This window comes from Paenibacillus sp. RC84 (assembly GCF_041260495.1).
Taxonomy (GTDB): domain Bacteria; phylum Bacillota; class Bacilli; order Paenibacillales; family NBRC-103111; genus Paenibacillus_F.
The window spans coordinates 26,739-43,302 of sequence record NZ_JBGBYL010000011.1; the positions used below are offsets into that span (position 1 = coordinate 26,739).

Genomic DNA, 16,564 nt, shown 5'->3' on the forward strand with positions numbered 1-16,564 from the left:
AAGCAGGTATGTCGGCGGATGATAGGAGGAAGCACCGGATGAGAAGATATGTCGTGAGCAAGTGGGTAAAGACGGAGGCTGTCCTGCACAGCACGGCTGTGCGTCCTCATATACCGGCGACACGGATCCTGTCGGAAGAATCGCTGCGGGATATGTTGAACGAATATCGCATGGTGTACGTGAAACCCGACTGCGGGACGTTCGGCAGGGGCGTAATGCGGGTGGATTATAACGAACAAGATGCCAAGCCATACCGGTATCAGCACCGGAAGACGACCCGAAGCTTTGAAACTTGCGAGGACCTGTATCAATCGCTGAAGACGGCAACGGGAGGACGCAAATATTTAGTCCAAAAGGGTATCCGCATGCTGAAGCATGACAAGAACGTGTTCGATTTGCGGGTCATGGTGCAGATCAATCCGGCCGGGCAATGGGAAACAAGCGGAATGATCGGCAGAGTTTCCCAAACCGGCAAGGTGGTTACGAACTACCACAGCGGAGGAAAGCTGCGTTCCGTTGAGACCTTACTCGGCCCTTATCTGGGCGCCGAAGAGTTGAAGCGCTTCAAAGCCAAGCTTAAACGGCTGGCTCTCGGCACCGCTCATGCTCTCCGTTCGAAGTATCCGGGTATCCGGGAAATCGGGCTGGATGTCGCTGTCGATCAGGAACTTAAGCCGTGGGTGTTGGAAGTGAATACGAAGCCGGACCCATATATTTTTAAAGTCCTGAAGGATAAGCGCATCTACGCGAAGGTACTGCGGTACTACAAGTACAACAAACGCAAATGAAAAAGAAACGGCCGGGCGGTGTCAGCCGGGCCGTTTTGGTTGGAGGGGCATCGGAAGAACTGCATTGCAAACTGCAAAGCTTACAGCAGGATACCGGGAAGAACGAGCAGCGAAGAAGAACAGGCCAGGCGCCGAAAGCCGCCGCTCTTAGATTTCTCCTTCTCCCGGCAATTCTCCCGTATGAGCCGCTTCTCCCGGCTTGACGGGAAAACACAGGCGGAACGTGGTGCCTTGGCCGGGCACGCTCGACACGCGTATTTCGGCGTCGTGCGCCTCCATAAGCCGCTTCACGATCGAAAGCCCGAGGCCCGTTTCGCTCCGGTCTTTGGAGCGGGAAGGATCGGCCTTGTAGAAGCGATCCCAGATCTGCTCCATCTCCTCGGCGGTCATCCCCCGCCCCGTGTCCGAGATGCTCAGCTCGGTGGCGGTCTCCGTCTGTCTTGCCGTCATACGGATGGTGCCGTGAGACGTGAACTGGATGCTGTTTTTAATCAGATTAATCAAAATTTGCGTTAAACGGTCATAATCGCCGTAAATCAACGTGTCCGGAGGGCAGTCGATTTCCAGATGGAGGTCTTTGTCCCCGATCAGGAATTCGAAGGACTCTTTCAGCACTTCAAGCAAATCATTCAACGGATAATACTCGCGGCGCAGCGTGATGAGGCCGTTTTGTATTTTTTCCATATCCAGCAGTTCGTTGATGAGACGGATAAGCCGGAGCGTTTCCTGCTCAATGATGCCGTAGTATTTGACCTGCTCTTCGTGTCCGGTGATATACTCGCTTTTCAGACCTTCGACAATCCCCCGGATCGAGGTGAGCGGCGTTCTCAGTTCATGCGTCACATCGGTGATAAAACGCCTCCGCTTGATTTCGATACGCTCCAGTTTGTGGGAAGTGAACTCCAGCTGTTCCGCCATCCGGTTGAAATCCCGGGAGAGATCCCCCAGCTCGTCCGTCCGCGCGAGATCGCAGCGCGCATCGTACCGCCCGTCGGCGATGCGTCGGGTGGCCTGCCGGATCGAAAGGACGGCCCGGCTCATATTGCGCGAAACGATAAGCGCGACGATCATGGCGAGCACAAAAACCACGATCCCGGCGAGCACGACCATTTCGTAAACGCGGGAGAGCGTCTGCGTCATTCCTTTGACCGGAGACATGACAAACAAATAATTTTTGCCGTCGGAATGCTTTAATTTAAGCTCGTACGGATATACCAGATAGGGGTCCGGTCCGCTTTCTTCCACGATCAGGGCTTTGCCGCTCTGAAGCTTGGGGATCTGGGCGAGCAGGCTGTCCATGAACGTTTTGGACCGGAACGTCGGAGGAGTGGTGCGCTGGTCTTTAAAATAAAGCTGCCCTTTCGCATTCATGGCGATAAAGGAAATGCCGCGCTCCCTCAGAACCGTGCGGTAGGCGCTCAGCGTCAATTCGGGCACGACTTCCTCCCGGAGGATCAGCCGCGAAATCGTGTCACCGGCGCTCTCGAGCTCTTCCGTTTTCTCGTCGTAAATGTGGATCTTGAACAGATAGACGAAAATAAAACTGACGAGCACCAGCACAAGCAGAGACAGGAAAAGCAGCGAGACAAACTGTCTCTGGAAAAACGTGAAGCGGTGCCGGGTCGGAATCAGCCTGAACTTCATCTTATTCCTCCAATTTGTAGCCGACTCCCCAGACCGTGGCGATCAACGGCCTCTCGGCGCTGCCGATTTTGGTGCGGAGTCTCTTGATGTGGACATCGACCGTGCGTTCATCCCCGTAAAAGTCGTACCCCCACACAGCTTCGAGAAGCTGCTCCCGGGTAAACACGCGTTTGGGATAGCGGACAAGCAGGGAGATCAGATCGAATTCCCGGGGCGTCAGGTTTGTGAATTTATCCGGGCCGACGTAGACCTCGCGAGTGCTCGTATCGACTTTGATATCTTTGTGGACGAGCCGCTCTCCGTTGTCTTCGACAAGATCCTCCGGGAACGCGGACTCCGCAGCACCGTTGTCGGCCCTACTGCCGGGCCCGCTGTGATAGCGGCGCATAATCGCTTTGATGCGTGCGAGAAGCTCCAGCGGACTGAACGGCTTCGTGATATAATCGTCCGCGCCGGATTCCAATCCGAGTACGCGGTCGCCTTCTTCTCCGCGGGCCGTCAGCAGAATAACGGGGGTGTCCTGTGTCGTGCGGATCATCCGGCACAGCTCGATCCCGCTGCGGTTCGGAAGCATCCAGTCCAGGATAATCAGGTTCCAGGAGGCTTCACGGATCAGGGATTCGGCTTCGGAGCCCGTATGCACGAACGTAACGGTCCCTTCGCGTTCCAGAAAAGGGCGGAGCATTTCGCACACCGACCGGTCGTCTTCCACGACGAGCAGTTTCATTTTCGCTCAACTCCTTATATGACAAGCGGTTGTCCTGGCGGGCTTTGGCCGCAACCGTGATTGTTGTTCGATGCTGCATGCGCAGCTTGTTTTAGGGCGCTTTCATAATCTTAGCATAGTCGGTCGGATAGGCGAGCGCAAGTAGGGCCGGAGCAGACGGAAGGCACCTGCCGCCGATTGACAGAAAGCCGCTGGACATGAGAAAATGAACGCGTGTTCATTTATTTTATCCGAAAAATTTCTTACAATAAACGATAACGATCTTATCGAATCGAACGATTATGATCCAACCAAGTATATTTCCATTGAAATATCCATAGAAACCGGGCGGTAAGGAACGCCAGCTAAGGGGTAGCGGCATGGTAACGAGAAAAGATGTGGCAAAGATGGCGGGTGTATCCGAAGCGACGGTTTCCCGCGTTTTTAACAATGTAGGGCCTATGAAGGAAAGCACGAAGCAGAAAGTACTGGCGGCCGCCAAGGAGCTGAACTATCATCCCAATGCGGTGGCCCGCAGCTTCGCTCTGGGGAAAAGCGGTCATATCGGACTGATTCTGCCGTATGTGCCGAAGGTGCATCTGTTTTCGACGTATTATTTCTCGGAAATATTGAGTGGAATCGGCGAAGGGGTCCGCAGGCACGGCTGCGACATGCTGGTCATGTTCCGTTCTCCCCACGAATCCGTGGATTACACGGAGCCTTACCGTTCCCGCAAAGTGGACGGGTGTATTTTTCTGGGGGCGCTGGACGTGCCCGCACAGCGGGAAGGGTTCCGGGAACTCGATCGTCAGGGGATGCCGTTCGTGCTGATCAATCAGCACTACGAAGGGGAGACCTACAGCGTTGTGGACGCCGATCATGAGCAGGGCTGCTACGAGGCGGTCAAGCACTTGCTGGAAGGCGGGTACCGGCGGATCGCGTTTCTGAACGGATCGCCGCAGTATTCGAACAGCGCGGATCGTCTGCGGGGCTATTACCGGGCCTTGAACGAAGCGGGTCTGGTGCCGGAGCCCGAGCTGATTCTGGAAGGCAACTACAGCCGGACAAGCGGCTATGCGGCGGCGGCACGGATTGCCGAACTCGGCGGCCGTGTCGATGCGGTATTCTCATCGAACGACCGGATGGCGGTCGGCCTCATGCAGGGCCTGAAAGAACGGGGCATCGTCCCCGGAGAAGATCTTGCCATCGTCGGATATGACGATTCCGAAGCCGCCAAGCTCAGCGATCCGCCGCTGACGTCCGTCTATGTCCCGTTCTTCAAGATGGGACTTCTCGCGGCCGATGCCCTGCTGAAGCGGATCAACGCTTCCCCGGAAGAGGGCGAGCTGCCCGCTTCGTTCCATGAACGGCTTTCCACGAAGCTCGTCGTCCGTGCTTCCTCCAACCCGCGGCCGGGGAATTAAGAGGTCCGGCAGAAGCAGCAGCCCGCTTTTTGCGGGATACAGTTCGGTTCCGGCTCATCTGCTCTAAATTCCGGTATGCTATAATAGAGAAAAAAAGACCCGTTCTCAGGTTGATCTGCTTGAGCGGAAACAACGGAGGCTGCCGGGACAACCTTTCTGCCCGCACGGCAGGTTTAACGGAGGATAGAGGGGTCTGCAAGGGGAGCGGATATCGTTTGGAGAAGGGACAACTGGTCGTTGTGACCGATTTTGACGGCACTTTGATGGAGCAGGATGTAGGGGCGACCCTGATGAAGGAACTTGGCGTGGAGGACCGTCCGGATGTCCGGGGGAAGCTGGAGCGTTTTTTGAACAAGGAAATCGGTTCACGGGAATGGATCCACACGTCCTACGGCTTGCTGGGGGACCGGCAGGAGGAAGTGAACGCCATCGCCGACCGCATGAATCTGAGGGACGGAGCCGAAGAATTTCTGGCGTATTGTAAAACCAAAAGCATTCCGGTGACCATTCTCAGCGACGGAATGAAATATTATATCGACCGCATCATGGCCGCCAATCACGTCACCGTTGACACCGTTATTTCCAATCCGATTCAATACGGGGAGGACGGCGCTTACACACTGGGGACGCAAAACATGAACCCGGCCTGCTCCTGGTGCGGCTGCTGCAAATCCGGGGTTGTGCGCAAGCTGAAAGAAGAAGGCTGCCGAGTCATTTATATAGGCGACGGCAGCAGCGATATTTACGGCTCGGCCTATGCCGATTGGGTTTTTGCCCGCAGCAGTCTGGCCCGTTATTTGACGCGGGAGGAAATCTCTTTTTTTCCGTTTGCCACGTTTCATGATATTTTGAAGGTGGTTCGGGAGCGGGAAGAGCATTTTCTGACCGACAGCCCGGAGCGCAGGGAACCGGCGGGACACAGCTTTTGTAAATTCTGATGCGGTTATAAAAAAGTTGAAAAGGCGGCAGCCGGCTGGCGAACAGCGGCTGCCGCCTTTCGGTTGACGACCGCCCGGGCGGGAACAGATCGGCGATGATAAGCCGGGTTTTAAGTCAAATGATCGTGCAATGCCGAAACAAGCTCGGACTGCTTCTCGGAATCGATATTTTTCCAAATCACTTCGAATAAAACACCGAGTCCCGGAAGTGCCTGCTCTTGGCCGTCAATGGAATCGTCGATGATTTCTTTCAGCTCGTCATTGGACTTTCCTTCGACCCGTTGAACAATCGCTTGCCGCAAACTGAGGATCATGCCTTATACGCCTCGCTTCCGTGTGGTTTCGTCTTTAATATGCTCGAAAACGGAAGCAATCATGCTATAATAAACTTCAGAATCAGGTATCCTAAAGCGTAAGGATGGAATGCCATGAAAAAACAGTTTGCGGTCATCGGAATGGGCCGTTTCGGATCGTCGGTAGCCAAAAACTTGACGGGACTCGGATTCGAGGTTCTGGCGCTGGATCACAGTGAAGAGCGCATCCAGGAAATATCCACGGTTGTCACGCATTCCGTACAAGTGGATTGCACCGACGAAGAGGCCTTGAGAGCGCTCGGTATACGCAATTTCGACGTTGTCGTCGTGGCAATCGGTGAAAATATACAGGCCAGCATTTTGGCTACGCTTCTCCTGAAAGACATTGGAATTCCGACCATCGTCGTTAAAGCGGCTAACGATCTTCACGGCAAGGTGCTGCGCAAGATAGGCGCGGACAAAATCATTTATCCCGAGCGGGATATGGGCCAAAGGGTTGCCCATCATCTCATATCGCCCAATATTCTGGATTATATCGAGTTGTCGAGCGAACACAGCATTCTGGAAATGAAGGCGAACGACCGGATGGTCGGTAAAAATTTGCGCGATCTCGACCTTCGCGCGAAATTTCAGTGCAACGTGATCGCCATCAAGCGGCAGGAGCAGCTCATCATTCCTCCGCCCGTCGAAACGCCTATCCAGCCCGGGGAAATTCTGATCGTGCTCGGCAATAACAAGGATTTAAAACGTTTTGAAGTCGAATATTCGGAGTAAATCAACCATGGCACAAGCATACAATCAGCCGGACATTACGTCCGTGCAGAACAATAGAGTGAAAGAATGGGCCGGGCTGCTGGACCGCAAAGGCCGGCAGAAAGCGGGCGCGTTCCTCATCGAGGGGATTCATCTCGTCGAGGAGGCCGTCCGCGCCGGCGCTCCTGTCCGCACTCTCGTGTACGAGGTGGACAAGGGCCTGCCCGGCACACTGGCGGACCATGCCGAGGCGGCCGGGATAGAGACCGTGTCGGTGACGCGCCCGATCATGGAGCGCTGTACCGACACGGAGACACCGCAGGGAATCTTCGCGGTGGTGGACAAGCCGGCGGAGCCGGCCGAGACGCTGCTGGCGGATACCGGCAGCGATCTCGTGGTCGTGGTCGACGGGGTCCAGGACCCCGGGAACCTGGGCACGATTATCCGCAGCGCCGACGCGGTCGGCGCCTCTGCGGTCGTGCTCGGACGGGGGACCGTCGACCTGTACAACCCCAAAGCGATCCGCTCGACGATGGGATCGCTGTTTCATCTGCCGATCGTGGAGGCGGATCTGCAGGAGCTTCTGCCGGCCGCGCGCGAAGCGGGCCGGCAGATCGTCGTCACGAGCCTACAGGCGGATTCGAGCTGCTATGCGCTCGATATGACCCGCCCGACCTGGCTCGTGGTGGGCAACGAAGGCCGCGGCGTGTCCGCGGCGGCCGGGGAGCTTGCCACGCATCGGGTGATTATTCCGATGCAGGGGCAGGCGGAGTCGCTCAACGTGGCGATGGCGACGACGGTGCTGCTTTTCGAGGCGTCGCGGCAGCGGCTAGCCGGCTCGTCCGTTTAGCCTCGCCGGTTGAATTTCATGACACAAGAAGAAGAGCCTTCTTTTGAAAAAGAGGCTCTTCTTCTTAATTTAGCGCCGTCGGCCGTTACGGCTGGGCGCCCTCACTTCTTACGCGCAAAACCTTCCTCTTCCAGATACTCCACCGCTTCTTCGTAACTTTCAAAAACGGAATCCAGGTTCAGTCCCGCATGAATAAACCACATGTCATCTTCCGGCTTGACCGTCAGCACGTGTCCGTCGGCGTTTTCCCAGGTTTGTTCGTCGTGCCCCGAAGAGCCGGTTATGTGATCTGCCGTGCCGGATGTTCCGGCGCCGGCGGTTAACGACCGGATCGCAGCGCCGGCGAGATCTCGAAGCTGCTCTTCCGAATAATCGCGGATGTTGACGAAGCCTTTGTCGTCCGTCTCGGCGCCCTCAATCTGTCCGGCGTAAATGTACCCGTTTCCGTTCGGATGAAAATGGTAGCCGACCGTTTTTTTATCATAAGCGCTGCCTTCGTAATGAAAATTGACCCGTCCGAGAGACACGTTTTTCCGCTGGAGTTCAGGGAAAGATTCCATAATGGCGATTTTTTGTTCAAAAGTGAGCATAGCTGCCTCCGTTATAGCTTCCATGATTTAATTGCTGATTGTATCATATCCTGTTGGAACGGGACAGACAACCGGGAAGAGCCTTCTTTTTTAAAACGAGCCTGCATAGGGTATTAGTAATGCCGCAGGACAGGGAGGAACACGGATGATCCGGCAAAGATGGAAGAGCAGGCCGACCCGCAAACAAGGCTGGAAAAAAAGGCTGTTCTTCGTGCTGCTCATTTTTATGCTTGTCTCGCTGCAGTCGTTTATTATGATCGAGCGGAATTTGAAGCCCCCGCTGATGAATCTGGCGAAAGTGCGGGTCAAGCAGATCGCCACCGAATCCATCAATGAAGCGATTTCCGATAGGATTTCCAGAGGAACGGACTTCGAGAAGCTGATCGACTGGAAAACGGACAGCAGCGGCAAAGTATCCGGCTTTATGCTTAATTATTCCGAGCATATGCGGATTACCGCCGAAACCCGCGGGGCCGTTCAAAGCCAGCTGAATCGGCTGACGGCGATTCCCGAGCATATCCCTCTCGGGCAGGCGATGGGAAGCGCCATTCTCGCTTCTTTCGGTCCGAATATCCCGATCCGGCTTACGCCGGCAGGGGCCGTTAAGGTGGATCTCAGCACCCGTCATGAAAACGCGGGCATCAACATGATTCTCGTCGAAGTCTATATCCGGATCGTCGCCGAGGTCTCTGTCATCATCCCGTTCGATTCCGAACCTGAAATCGTCGAAACCGAAATCCCGATTTCCTATTCGCTTGTTGTCGGCGACGTGCCTATGTATTATTTCGACAACAAGGGGAATCCCGTCGGGTCGAGCAAGGATGCGGTGCCCCCGAGCATTTCGCTGCCCAATCTCAAAGGACAGCCAGCAGCGGGGAGTGGGAAGCAGCAGCCAGACGCTCATACGGAAGGAGTAACCAAGCCCGAGGGGGCGGAGGAGAAAAAGGCGGAATAATCCGGGCGGACAGCCGTTTGAAGGAGGTTGCCCGAAGTCCGCCTCTTTTCGCCTTATCACGGGCAGCGGTGGTTGACCCCCGTCATTCGGCGACAAACACCGCGTGCCGGGAGCTTCGCGTGGTGCGAACAGCTATGCGGCAAGCTTCTGCCTGCTCGTTCCGTCTTTGCCGGCAAGGAACGCCGGGAACAGAACAGGCCCTCTCTTCAGAGAAGGCCTGTTTGTTGACTCATAGGGGCCGGCGGATGCGGAAGAGGGAGGGGGTCATTTCCCCGCCGCTCTTTTTTTAAATTCCTCGCGCTCCCACTTCTTCAGCGACGGGTAAGGGTCGAAAGGCCAGTCCGCCAGGCCTTTGTCCCGGTACATGCCGAAATGAAGGTGAGGCGGAAATTTACCGGAGGTACCGGGTTTTCCGTACCCCGAGCTGCCGACCCAGCCGACGACTTGTCCGGGCGCTACGACGTCGCCTTCCTTGATTTTTTTATCGAATCCGGACAGGTGCGCGTAATAATGATAAATATTATCGAGATCGCGGATGCCGATCCGCCAGCCCCCGTAAGGGTTCCAGCCTTTTACTTCTATGATGCCGTAGCTGGTGCTGCGCACCGGAACTCCGTATCCGGCAAACAGGTCCGTTCCCTCGTGAATGCGGAAACCTCCCCAGCCCCGGCTCGCTCCCCACGTGCTGCGGTAGGAATATTCCGCTTTGACCGGAAGGGGGAAAGCATGCTCGTGAAGACTGAGTGTCCCGAATTTTTCGTAGATATCCGCAAATTGTTCAATGCGTTCGACGCTGCGCGTATTGGAATAATGTTCCCACAAGGAAATGCGGATATCTTGGGGATCGTTTCCGTGGCGCAGCATCAGCCTGGCCATCACGGCCAGACGGTCGAGGTCGTTGCGGCGGTCGGCGAGACCGTCGCCCGACCCGTCCACCCCGACGCCGCCGAAAAAGGAGATGCTCCCCGGATCGGTGTCTTCATGGTCGGGGTTAAGCATGCCGACCCAAGTCAGCTCCGGAAAGTCGATGTCGATAAGCCTTTCGGAAGCGTCTTTTTTGCGGCTTTTGTTCATCGTATATTCATAGCGGTTCACAGCTGCGAGCAGGGGCCACGGTATCCCTGTAATTTCACTTACCTTCTGCAGGAGCTCTTTGCGCTCGGCATCAGGCGGCTGCTGCGGTTTGGCGGCCGGAGGAGGCACCTTGACCGGCTCGGCTGCCGTCGCCGTGAGGGGGCCTGCCGCGAGGCACGCCGTTAATAAGCCCGCAAGCAGCCTTTTGGACGGCAGTATTCCTTTCATGCAATCACCTCTTCTTGGTGCTGATGACATTAGGATGTACAGGCTTGGTGGATTTATCCCGCAGAGGCCCAATTAAATGCCCGGCCGGAAGTGAAGAAAAGCGGCGTGGATTGTTTGTACATTCGTGCTATAATAAAAAAAGCCCGGCTTCCGTCAGGTTTCTTGCCTTGAATGAATTGGCGAGTATTCGGATCGGGAACGTTACAAGAAAAAACGCAAGGCCTTACAACCCTTGCGAACAAAAGGTGGAGCAAGCAATGGCAACTAAACCGTTACAGCGTAAGCCGGAATGGCTGAAAATAAAACTGAACACCGACGATAACTTTAAAGATTTGAAAAACATGATGCGTTCCAAAACGCTTCACACGGTATGTGAAGAAGCGAAATGCCCCAACATTCACGAATGCTGGGCGAACCGTACGGCCACTTTCATGATCCTCGGGGACATTTGTACCCGCGCCTGCCGTTTTTGCGCCGTTAAAACCGGCCTGCCGACCGAGCTCGATCTTCAAGAGCCGGAACGCGTAGCCGACGCCGCCGCTCAGATGGGGCTCAAACACTGCGTCGTAACGTCCGTTGCGCGCGATGATCTGAAAGACGGCGGTGCGACGATTTTCGCCGAGACGATCCGTGCCGTGCGGAGTAAAGTGCCGTTCTGCAGCGTGGAAGTGCTGATTCCCGATTTTATGGGCGATGAAGCTTCCTTGCAGATCGTGATGGACGCGAAACCCGACATTCTGAACCACAACATCGAAACCGTTGAGCGCATGTCTGATCACGTCCGGGCCAAAGCCAAATACAGCCGCTCCCTTGAGCTGCTGGCGCGGGCGAAGAAGATGAACCCGGACATTCCGACGAAGTCCAGCATCATGATCGGGGTGGGCGAGGAGTGGGATGAAATCCTGCGGACCATGGACGATTTGCGCCGTCACGACTGCGACATTATGACGATCGGACAATACTTGCAGCCGACCAGAAAACATTTGGCCGTAGAAAAATATTATACGCCGGAGCAGTTCGCTCTGTTGAAGGAAGAAGGAATGAAGCGCGGATTCAAGCATGTGGAATCCGGCCCGCTCGTCCGCAGCTCGTACCATGCACATGAGCAGGTTCGATCGGCCTCACAGACGTCCGCTCCGTAACCGACGCCGGGATACAGGGGAGGAATTGGGACATGATTCATATCGGAGGCAGAGCGTACGAGCTGGTCACCGAACACCGGAACGGTTGGAATCAGGAAGTTTTCCGGGACCGTTACAGCGAAGTGCTCGAACGTTACGATTATATAGTGGGTGACTGGGGCTATAATCAGCTGCGCCTCAGAGGATTTTTCCGTGAGAATCACAGCAAAGCGGGCAAGGAATCTTCGATTGTCTATCTTCAGGATTATTTGAACGAATACTGCAACTTCGGATGCGCTTATTTTATTCTTGAAAAGCTTCCGGGCAAGCATACCCCGCCTGAACAGACGGAGGAAGAAGCTGCGGCGGAGGGAACTCCCAAGCCTTCCAGACATCAGGGCCAGGGACAGGGTGCTTCCAGAGCGGAGGCCAAGCAGGAGTCCCGTGAAGGCAAAAGCGATACCCGGGAGCCGCGTGGCGACCATAAGCAGGAGGCTAGGGAATCCCGGCAGGAGCAGAGAGGTTCTTCGAACCGCTCCCAGCGCCAGCAGGAAGGCGGCCGTGCGGATGCCCAGGTTTCCCAGAAACAGGGCAAACCGCGTCCGCCGAGGCAGCCCCGCGGGGATCAGCAGCGGGGTGAGCGTTCGACCGACGGCAAGCCGCACAATCAGCGTCAGGGCGGCGGCCAGGGCCAGAACAACAACCAGAACAACAACCAGAACAACAACCAGAACAACAACCAGAACAACAACCAGAACAACAACCAGAACAACAACCAGAACAACAACCGTCCTAAGCCTTCCCAAGCGGCCGAAACTCCGGCTCCGCCAACCGGTCCGGAATCTTCCGAATAATTCAGATTACCAAGCAAAAGCAAAACCCTCTGTTCCTCCTTATTTATGCATAAGGACAGACAGAGGGTTTTTATATGTGTGCCCTTCCGGCAAAGGGCATGTCCGGCAACAATCAGTTTGCTTTGTTCGCTTTTTGAGCCAGGCGGACCAGCATGTGAGCGAGCATATGACGCTCCTCGTCGCGGCCTACATTCCAGAGCTCTCTGAGCAGATTTTCCTCCGCATTGCGGGGTTCCTCGTGAGCAGCTAGGTAGCCTGCTACTTTCTCGGCCGTTTTGGCGAGCTGCTCTTCACCCAGACCGAGGCTTTCACCCAGGTGGACGCGGCTTCCGAGGTAAGATTTGAACTCCTCGAAGTTTTTCAGAATCTGATCTTTCTCGCCCGGGTCCATGCGATTCATGACATCATTCACTTTACCTGTATCCAAAGTTCCGTTTTTGTCGACCATATGATTTTGTTCTGTCATCGTTAACGCCTCCTTGTATAAGGTTAGTATAATGTTACAAGACATCCTTACCCTCAGGATTTTAGGTTGAATCGGTGCGGGCTTTTTTTCGGGGGGCGGATATCGTATTGACTTGCCATCGGAGCGCTGGTTATAATGAAGAGGTAACTTCTTACAAAAGGGGAAATTTTGATGTCGGTGTCCGTTCTTAACTAAACAATTCCATAACCGGAGTTCGACCATGTACCGTACAGGCTAAATGTCGCTCAAGGCGATGTTTATTTTGTTGTGCGTACCGGATTCCAGTGGATTAGTTAAGAACAGCGGAAATCAATCATCGCCCCAGGTGCATACCCGGCTTTGAGCTTATTCCGTGCTTTCTTAAAAGCACGGTTTTTTTAGTTAGCTCTCGTAAAAGCCGGTTTCTGAAGAGGCGGAGAATGAGCATGCTCATTCTTCGTCTTTTTTTATTACCCATTAAAAGGAGAGAAAGACTACCCATGAATCCAAACACGTTAAAACGTCTGAATTACGAGTTCATCAAACAACACCTGCTGGAACATGCTATTTCTTATCTGGGAAAAGAGCGGGTCGAGAGTATGATGCCCATGACCGGTATAGAGGAAATCCGAAGCCGTCTCGACGAGACGGAGCAAGCCAAGAAGCTGCTGGAGCGAGGCCGCGGAGCTCCCATCCCCTCCCTAGAAGGCATACGGGACATTCTGGATCTGCTCGGGTCGGGCTATGTGTTCAGCGAGCGGAATTTTTCCGATATCGCGCAGTTTCTCTACAGCTGTACCCAGCTTATCCGCTACATGAGGTCTCATGCTCAAGCGGCTCCGCTCGTAAACATGCACACAGCCGAAATGAACGACCTCCCCGCGCTGCAGGCAGAGATCGAACGATGTATCCGCAGCGGAGCGATCCTGGATACGGCAAGCAAGGAGCTGTTGAAAATCCGCAAAAAGAAGGCAGCCGCCGAAGAACGGCTTAAAAGTAAGCTGGCTTCTCTGGCTAACAGATACCGGTCGGTTATGCAGGAAAACCTGATCAGTATGCGGGGAGGGCACTATGTGTTGCCCATCAAGAAGGAACACCGGAAGCACGTAAAAGGATCGGTACTGGATGAGTCGGCAAGCGGCCAAACCGTGTATATGGAGCCTCACGAGATCGTGGAGCTTCAAAGCCAGCTTTCTTCTCTACGAAGGGAGGAAGCCGACGAAGAAATGAAAATTTTGAGCGGGCTGACGGCCATGATGGAAGAGAACAGGGATGCTTTTCGCAAAAACGTCGAGCAGGTCGGTATTTATGATTTTCTGTTTGCAAAGGCGAAGTACGGTCTGGAAATCGGGGGGACGAACGTGAAATTAAGCGGGGAGGGTAAAATCGACCTCCGCGATGCACGGCATCCACTGCTTGGAAACCGGATGGTGCCTCTGCATTTTGCCATCGGAGAAGCCTACAATTCCCTGATCATAACCGGCCCCAATACGGGCGGGAAAACGCTCACGCTCAAAACCGTCGGGCTTCTGACGCTGATGGCCCAATCCGGTCTGCTCGTGCCGGCTGCGGAAGGAAGTACCTTGGCGGTATTCACGCAAATAGCCGTGGACATCGGAGACGGTCAAAGTCTTGAAAATAACCTCAGTACGTTTTCGGCTCATATCCGCAACATGATGGAGATCTTAGAGAGGGCAGACCGGTCGACGCTGGTCCTCATCGATGAAATGGCAACGGGAACCGACCCGGGCGAAGGAGTCGCTCTGTCGGTAGCTATACTGGAGGAGCTTCAGAGAAGGGGAGCGACGGTGACGGTTACGACCCATTTTAACGAAATCAAAAATTTCGCGGAAGCGGCGGACGGCTTTGAGAATGCCCGGATGGAGTTTGACCCGGCAACGCTTCAGCCCCTCTACCGGCTGCGTATAGGGGAGGCCGGCCGGAGCTATGCGTTTCTGATCGCGCAGAAGCTGGGAATGCCGGCGAGGATTATAGAACGGTCGCGTGAAATCGCGTCGGAGGGACCCGGCAGGCTTGCGGATCATGGGAAAACTGAATGAGGGGAGTACGAAACCGTAAACCATAAACCGTAAACCGTAAACCGTAAACCATAAACCGAAACCCATCACAAAAAAACGGGACGTTCCGGCAGCGTAAGCTTGCCGGGAACGTCCCGTTCGCTATTTGCGGGAGCTGTCTGGGGCACCCGTGAAACACACTATTGAAATTCGTGGCCGATGAACGCTTCGCGGACCCGGTTCCAGAACGGGAACGGGCGGTAGCGGGCGAATTTCACCTTCAGATTCGGGCTCACCCGGCACCGGATCGACTCCACATCGCTGCGCTGCACATATTGATAATCGAACGCCAGGTAAACCGGGTGCTTCGATTTGGGATAAATGTCGCAGTGGTGATGCATCGGAAGCAGCATCGGCGAGCCGAGCGTCCGGTAGACGCGGTTGTTGATGGACGCAATCTCGGCAATCTGGATAGCGGCCAGAGACGGATGCACGATGGCGCCGCCCAGACTTTTGTTGTAAGCGGTGCTGCCCGATGGAGTGGACACGCAAATGCCGTCTCCGCGGAACATCTCGAACATTTCATCGTTGATGTCGACTTGGGCGACAAGCGTGTTTTCGATTCCTTTTAACGTGAATTCATTTAAAGCCAGACGCTGCTCTACACCTTGGGAAGAATGAATTTCAATTTCCAGAATAGGGTATTGAACAATGCGCATGTCCTGATTGATTTCTCCGTTATGCATAAGCTCTACCAGGTAATCGAGCTGGTCGGGTTTCCAGTCGGCAAAAAAACCGAGATGCCCGGTATGAATGCCCACAAAAGAAATACGGTCCAACTTATCCGCAAATTGGTGGAAGGCGATCAGCATGGTGCCGTCCCCGCCTATGGATACAACAACCTCGGGTTCCTGTTCGTCGAGCTCCATGCCGTATTGTCCGGCCAATTCGTGGAAACGGCGGGCCAGACCGGCGGATACATCATCCTGACGCTGCACTAAGAAATATTTCAACACGGTTCCTCCTAAGAAGATGTTTGTTCGCAATAGGTATCAATGAGATTCAATGACGAAAGCGGAACGTCATGAAATTCAATGCCGACGCGATAAGAATCGCTGCTGAAGGGCGTGCTGCTCCGAACTTCGCCTGTCAGGAGAAGCGGAGCTTCAACTTCAGGCAAATGGAAGGATAATTCCAACATTAGGGATTCGATCATCCTGTGCGGAGTGATCATAGAAGTGCCGCTTCGGCTGATTTCCAGAAGCTGCCCTACAAAGGCGGGCGCTTCCTCGGCGGAACGCTGCCGGGCTCCGATCACACGGCATGTGGCGTTCGTGTGCGGAGGAAGAGGCTTCCTGCAGTGCCTGCGGTTCTGATAGGAGTACAGCTCCTGCGGAGAGACGAGCTTCAGCACGCAAGAGGAGACTCCCGGGTCAAGCTGTACAAGATCGACAAAAGAATAGTAATTGATCCCCTGATCCTGGAAGGAGAATTCGATAAAAGAAATCTGCTCCAGCTTATCAAGCGGATTGGCGAGATCAAAATATACATGCACCGAAAAAAAGTCCAAGCCGGCTTCGCGCAAAAACACGCGGGTTTCCAAGCAAAAGGGCTGACCATCGGCGGTTTCTCCGACAATGATCAGCTTGCATTCCGTTTTCGGTACGAGAATATGTTGGGTCAGCGCATACGTCCAATTCATCATTATCACCATGGTTCCGTGCGGCGGCATCCAGATTAGGTACACTCATTCATAACGAACCTTCTTTTCTCATAATAATCAATTACGGCCGATAACACAATGCTTAGACCCTGTAAAGCTTTACTGGAAAGAGCAGCGGCGGGAGTGCTTATTTGCCCGG

General features: G+C 54.6%; 16 protein-coding genes and 1 pseudogene. 9 read left to right on the top strand and 8 right to left on the bottom strand.

Annotation, left to right across the window (positions count from 1 at the left end; translation table 11 throughout):
- Positions 1 to 38: 38 nt before the first annotated feature.
- On the top strand, positions 39 to 788 hold the full coding sequence (locus ABH899_RS23260; protein WP_370000925.1) for a YheC/YheD family protein: 750 nt from the start codon (positions 39 to 41) through the stop codon (positions 786 to 788).
- Between the two features lie 147 nt (positions 789 to 935).
- Here the strand turns inward: ABH899_RS23260 and ABH899_RS23265 are convergent, their stop codons facing one another.
- Both ABH899_RS23265 and ABH899_RS23270 read right to left on the bottom strand, forming a co-directional pair.
- On the bottom strand, positions 936 to 2,432 hold the full coding sequence (locus ABH899_RS23265; protein WP_370000927.1) for an ATP-binding protein: 1,497 nt from the start codon (positions 2,430 to 2,432) through the stop codon (positions 936 to 938).
- A 1-nt stretch (position 2,433) separates the two neighbouring features.
- A complete protein-coding gene (locus ABH899_RS23270) occupies positions 2,434 to 3,159 on the bottom strand; it encodes a winged helix-turn-helix domain-containing protein (RefSeq protein WP_370000929.1) in 726 nt (241 codons plus the stop codon).
- A 359-nt stretch (positions 3,160 to 3,518) separates the two neighbouring features.
- Between ABH899_RS23270 and ABH899_RS23275 the strand changes: the two genes are divergently transcribed.
- Positions 3,519 to 4,562, top strand: a complete 1,044-nt coding sequence (locus ABH899_RS23275) for a LacI family DNA-binding transcriptional regulator (protein WP_370000931.1) — start codon at positions 3,519 to 3,521, stop codon at positions 4,560 to 4,562.
- A 215-nt stretch (positions 4,563 to 4,777) separates the two neighbouring features.
- A complete protein-coding gene (locus ABH899_RS23280) occupies positions 4,778 to 5,500 on the top strand; it encodes an MtnX-like HAD-IB family phosphatase (protein ID WP_370000933.1) in 723 nt (240 codons plus the stop codon).
- A gap of 110 nt (positions 5,501 to 5,610) precedes the next feature.
- On the opposite strand, the gene sspI is transcribed toward ABH899_RS23280, so the two are convergent.
- Entirely contained in the window at positions 5,611 to 5,814 is a 204-nt protein-coding gene (gene sspI, locus ABH899_RS23285) for a small acid-soluble spore protein SspI (RefSeq protein WP_009673179.1), read from the bottom strand.
- 114 nt (positions 5,815 to 5,928) lie between these two features.
- On the opposite strand from sspI, the gene ABH899_RS23290 reads away from it, so the two are divergent.
- The gene (locus ABH899_RS23290; RefSeq protein WP_009673141.1) at positions 5,929 to 6,588 is read left to right on the top strand and encodes a potassium channel family protein; all 660 of its coding nucleotides are present in this window, start codon (positions 5,929 to 5,931) and stop codon (positions 6,586 to 6,588) included.
- A gap of 7 nt (positions 6,589 to 6,595) precedes the next feature.
- Positions 6,596 to 7,417, top strand: coding sequence for a TrmH family RNA methyltransferase (locus tag ABH899_RS23295; protein WP_370000936.1), 822 nt, complete (start codon positions 6,596 to 6,598; stop codon positions 7,415 to 7,417).
- 101 nt (positions 7,418 to 7,518) lie between these two features.
- On the opposite strand, the gene ABH899_RS23300 is transcribed toward ABH899_RS23295, so the two are convergent.
- On the bottom strand, positions 7,519 to 8,007 hold the full coding sequence (locus ABH899_RS23300; RefSeq protein ID WP_370000938.1) for a hypothetical protein: 489 nt from the start codon (positions 8,005 to 8,007) through the stop codon (positions 7,519 to 7,521).
- A 145-nt stretch (positions 8,008 to 8,152) separates the two neighbouring features.
- Here ABH899_RS23300 and yunB point away from each other — a divergent pair, with 145 nt between their 5' ends.
- Entirely contained in the window at positions 8,153 to 8,962 is an 810-nt protein-coding gene (yunB, locus tag ABH899_RS23305; protein WP_370000940.1) for a sporulation protein YunB, read from the top strand.
- A gap of 264 nt (positions 8,963 to 9,226) precedes the next feature.
- On the opposite strand, the gene ABH899_RS23310 is transcribed toward yunB, so the two are convergent.
- Positions 9,227 to 10,264, bottom strand: a complete 1,038-nt coding sequence (locus ABH899_RS23310; RefSeq protein WP_370000942.1) for a M23 family metallopeptidase — start codon at positions 10,262 to 10,264, stop codon at positions 9,227 to 9,229.
- Between the two features lie 23 nt (positions 10,265 to 10,287).
- Between ABH899_RS23310 and lipA the strand changes: the two genes are divergently transcribed.
- Both lipA and ABH899_RS23320 read left to right on the top strand, forming a co-directional pair.
- Positions 10,288 to 11,406 carry a lipoyl synthase gene (gene lipA / locus ABH899_RS23315; RefSeq protein WP_256123674.1) on the top strand — a complete coding sequence of 373 codons (1,119 nt, stop codon included), beginning with the start codon at positions 10,288 to 10,290 and terminating at the stop codon, positions 11,404 to 11,406.
- Positions 11,407 to 11,438: 32 nt separating this feature from the next.
- Complete coding sequence (locus ABH899_RS23320; RefSeq protein WP_370000944.1) at positions 11,439 to 12,239, top strand: YutD family protein; 801 nt, start codon at positions 11,439 to 11,441, stop codon at positions 12,237 to 12,239.
- Positions 12,240 to 12,351: 112 nt separating this feature from the next.
- On the opposite strand, the gene ABH899_RS23325 is transcribed toward ABH899_RS23320, so the two are convergent.
- Entirely contained in the window at positions 12,352 to 12,705 is a 354-nt protein-coding gene (locus ABH899_RS23325) for a DUF3243 domain-containing protein (protein ID WP_370000946.1), read from the bottom strand.
- 479 nt (positions 12,706 to 13,184) lie between these two features.
- Here ABH899_RS23325 and ABH899_RS23330 point away from each other — a divergent pair.
- Positions 13,185 to 14,708 (top strand): annotated as a pseudogene (locus ABH899_RS23330) (endonuclease MutS2); the annotation flags it as partial.
- A gap of 194 nt (positions 14,709 to 14,902) precedes the next feature.
- Here the strand turns inward: ABH899_RS23330 and ABH899_RS23335 are convergent.
- Both ABH899_RS23335 and ABH899_RS23340 read right to left on the bottom strand, forming a co-directional pair.
- On the bottom strand, positions 14,903 to 15,715 hold the full coding sequence (locus ABH899_RS23335) for an NAD kinase (protein WP_042233573.1): 813 nt from the start codon (positions 15,713 to 15,715) through the stop codon (positions 14,903 to 14,905).
- Between the two features lie 11 nt (positions 15,716 to 15,726).
- Complete coding sequence (locus ABH899_RS23340; protein ID WP_370000951.1) at positions 15,727 to 16,407, bottom strand: PilZ domain-containing protein; 681 nt, start codon at positions 16,405 to 16,407, stop codon at positions 15,727 to 15,729.
- Positions 16,408 to 16,564: the final 157 nt, after the last annotated feature.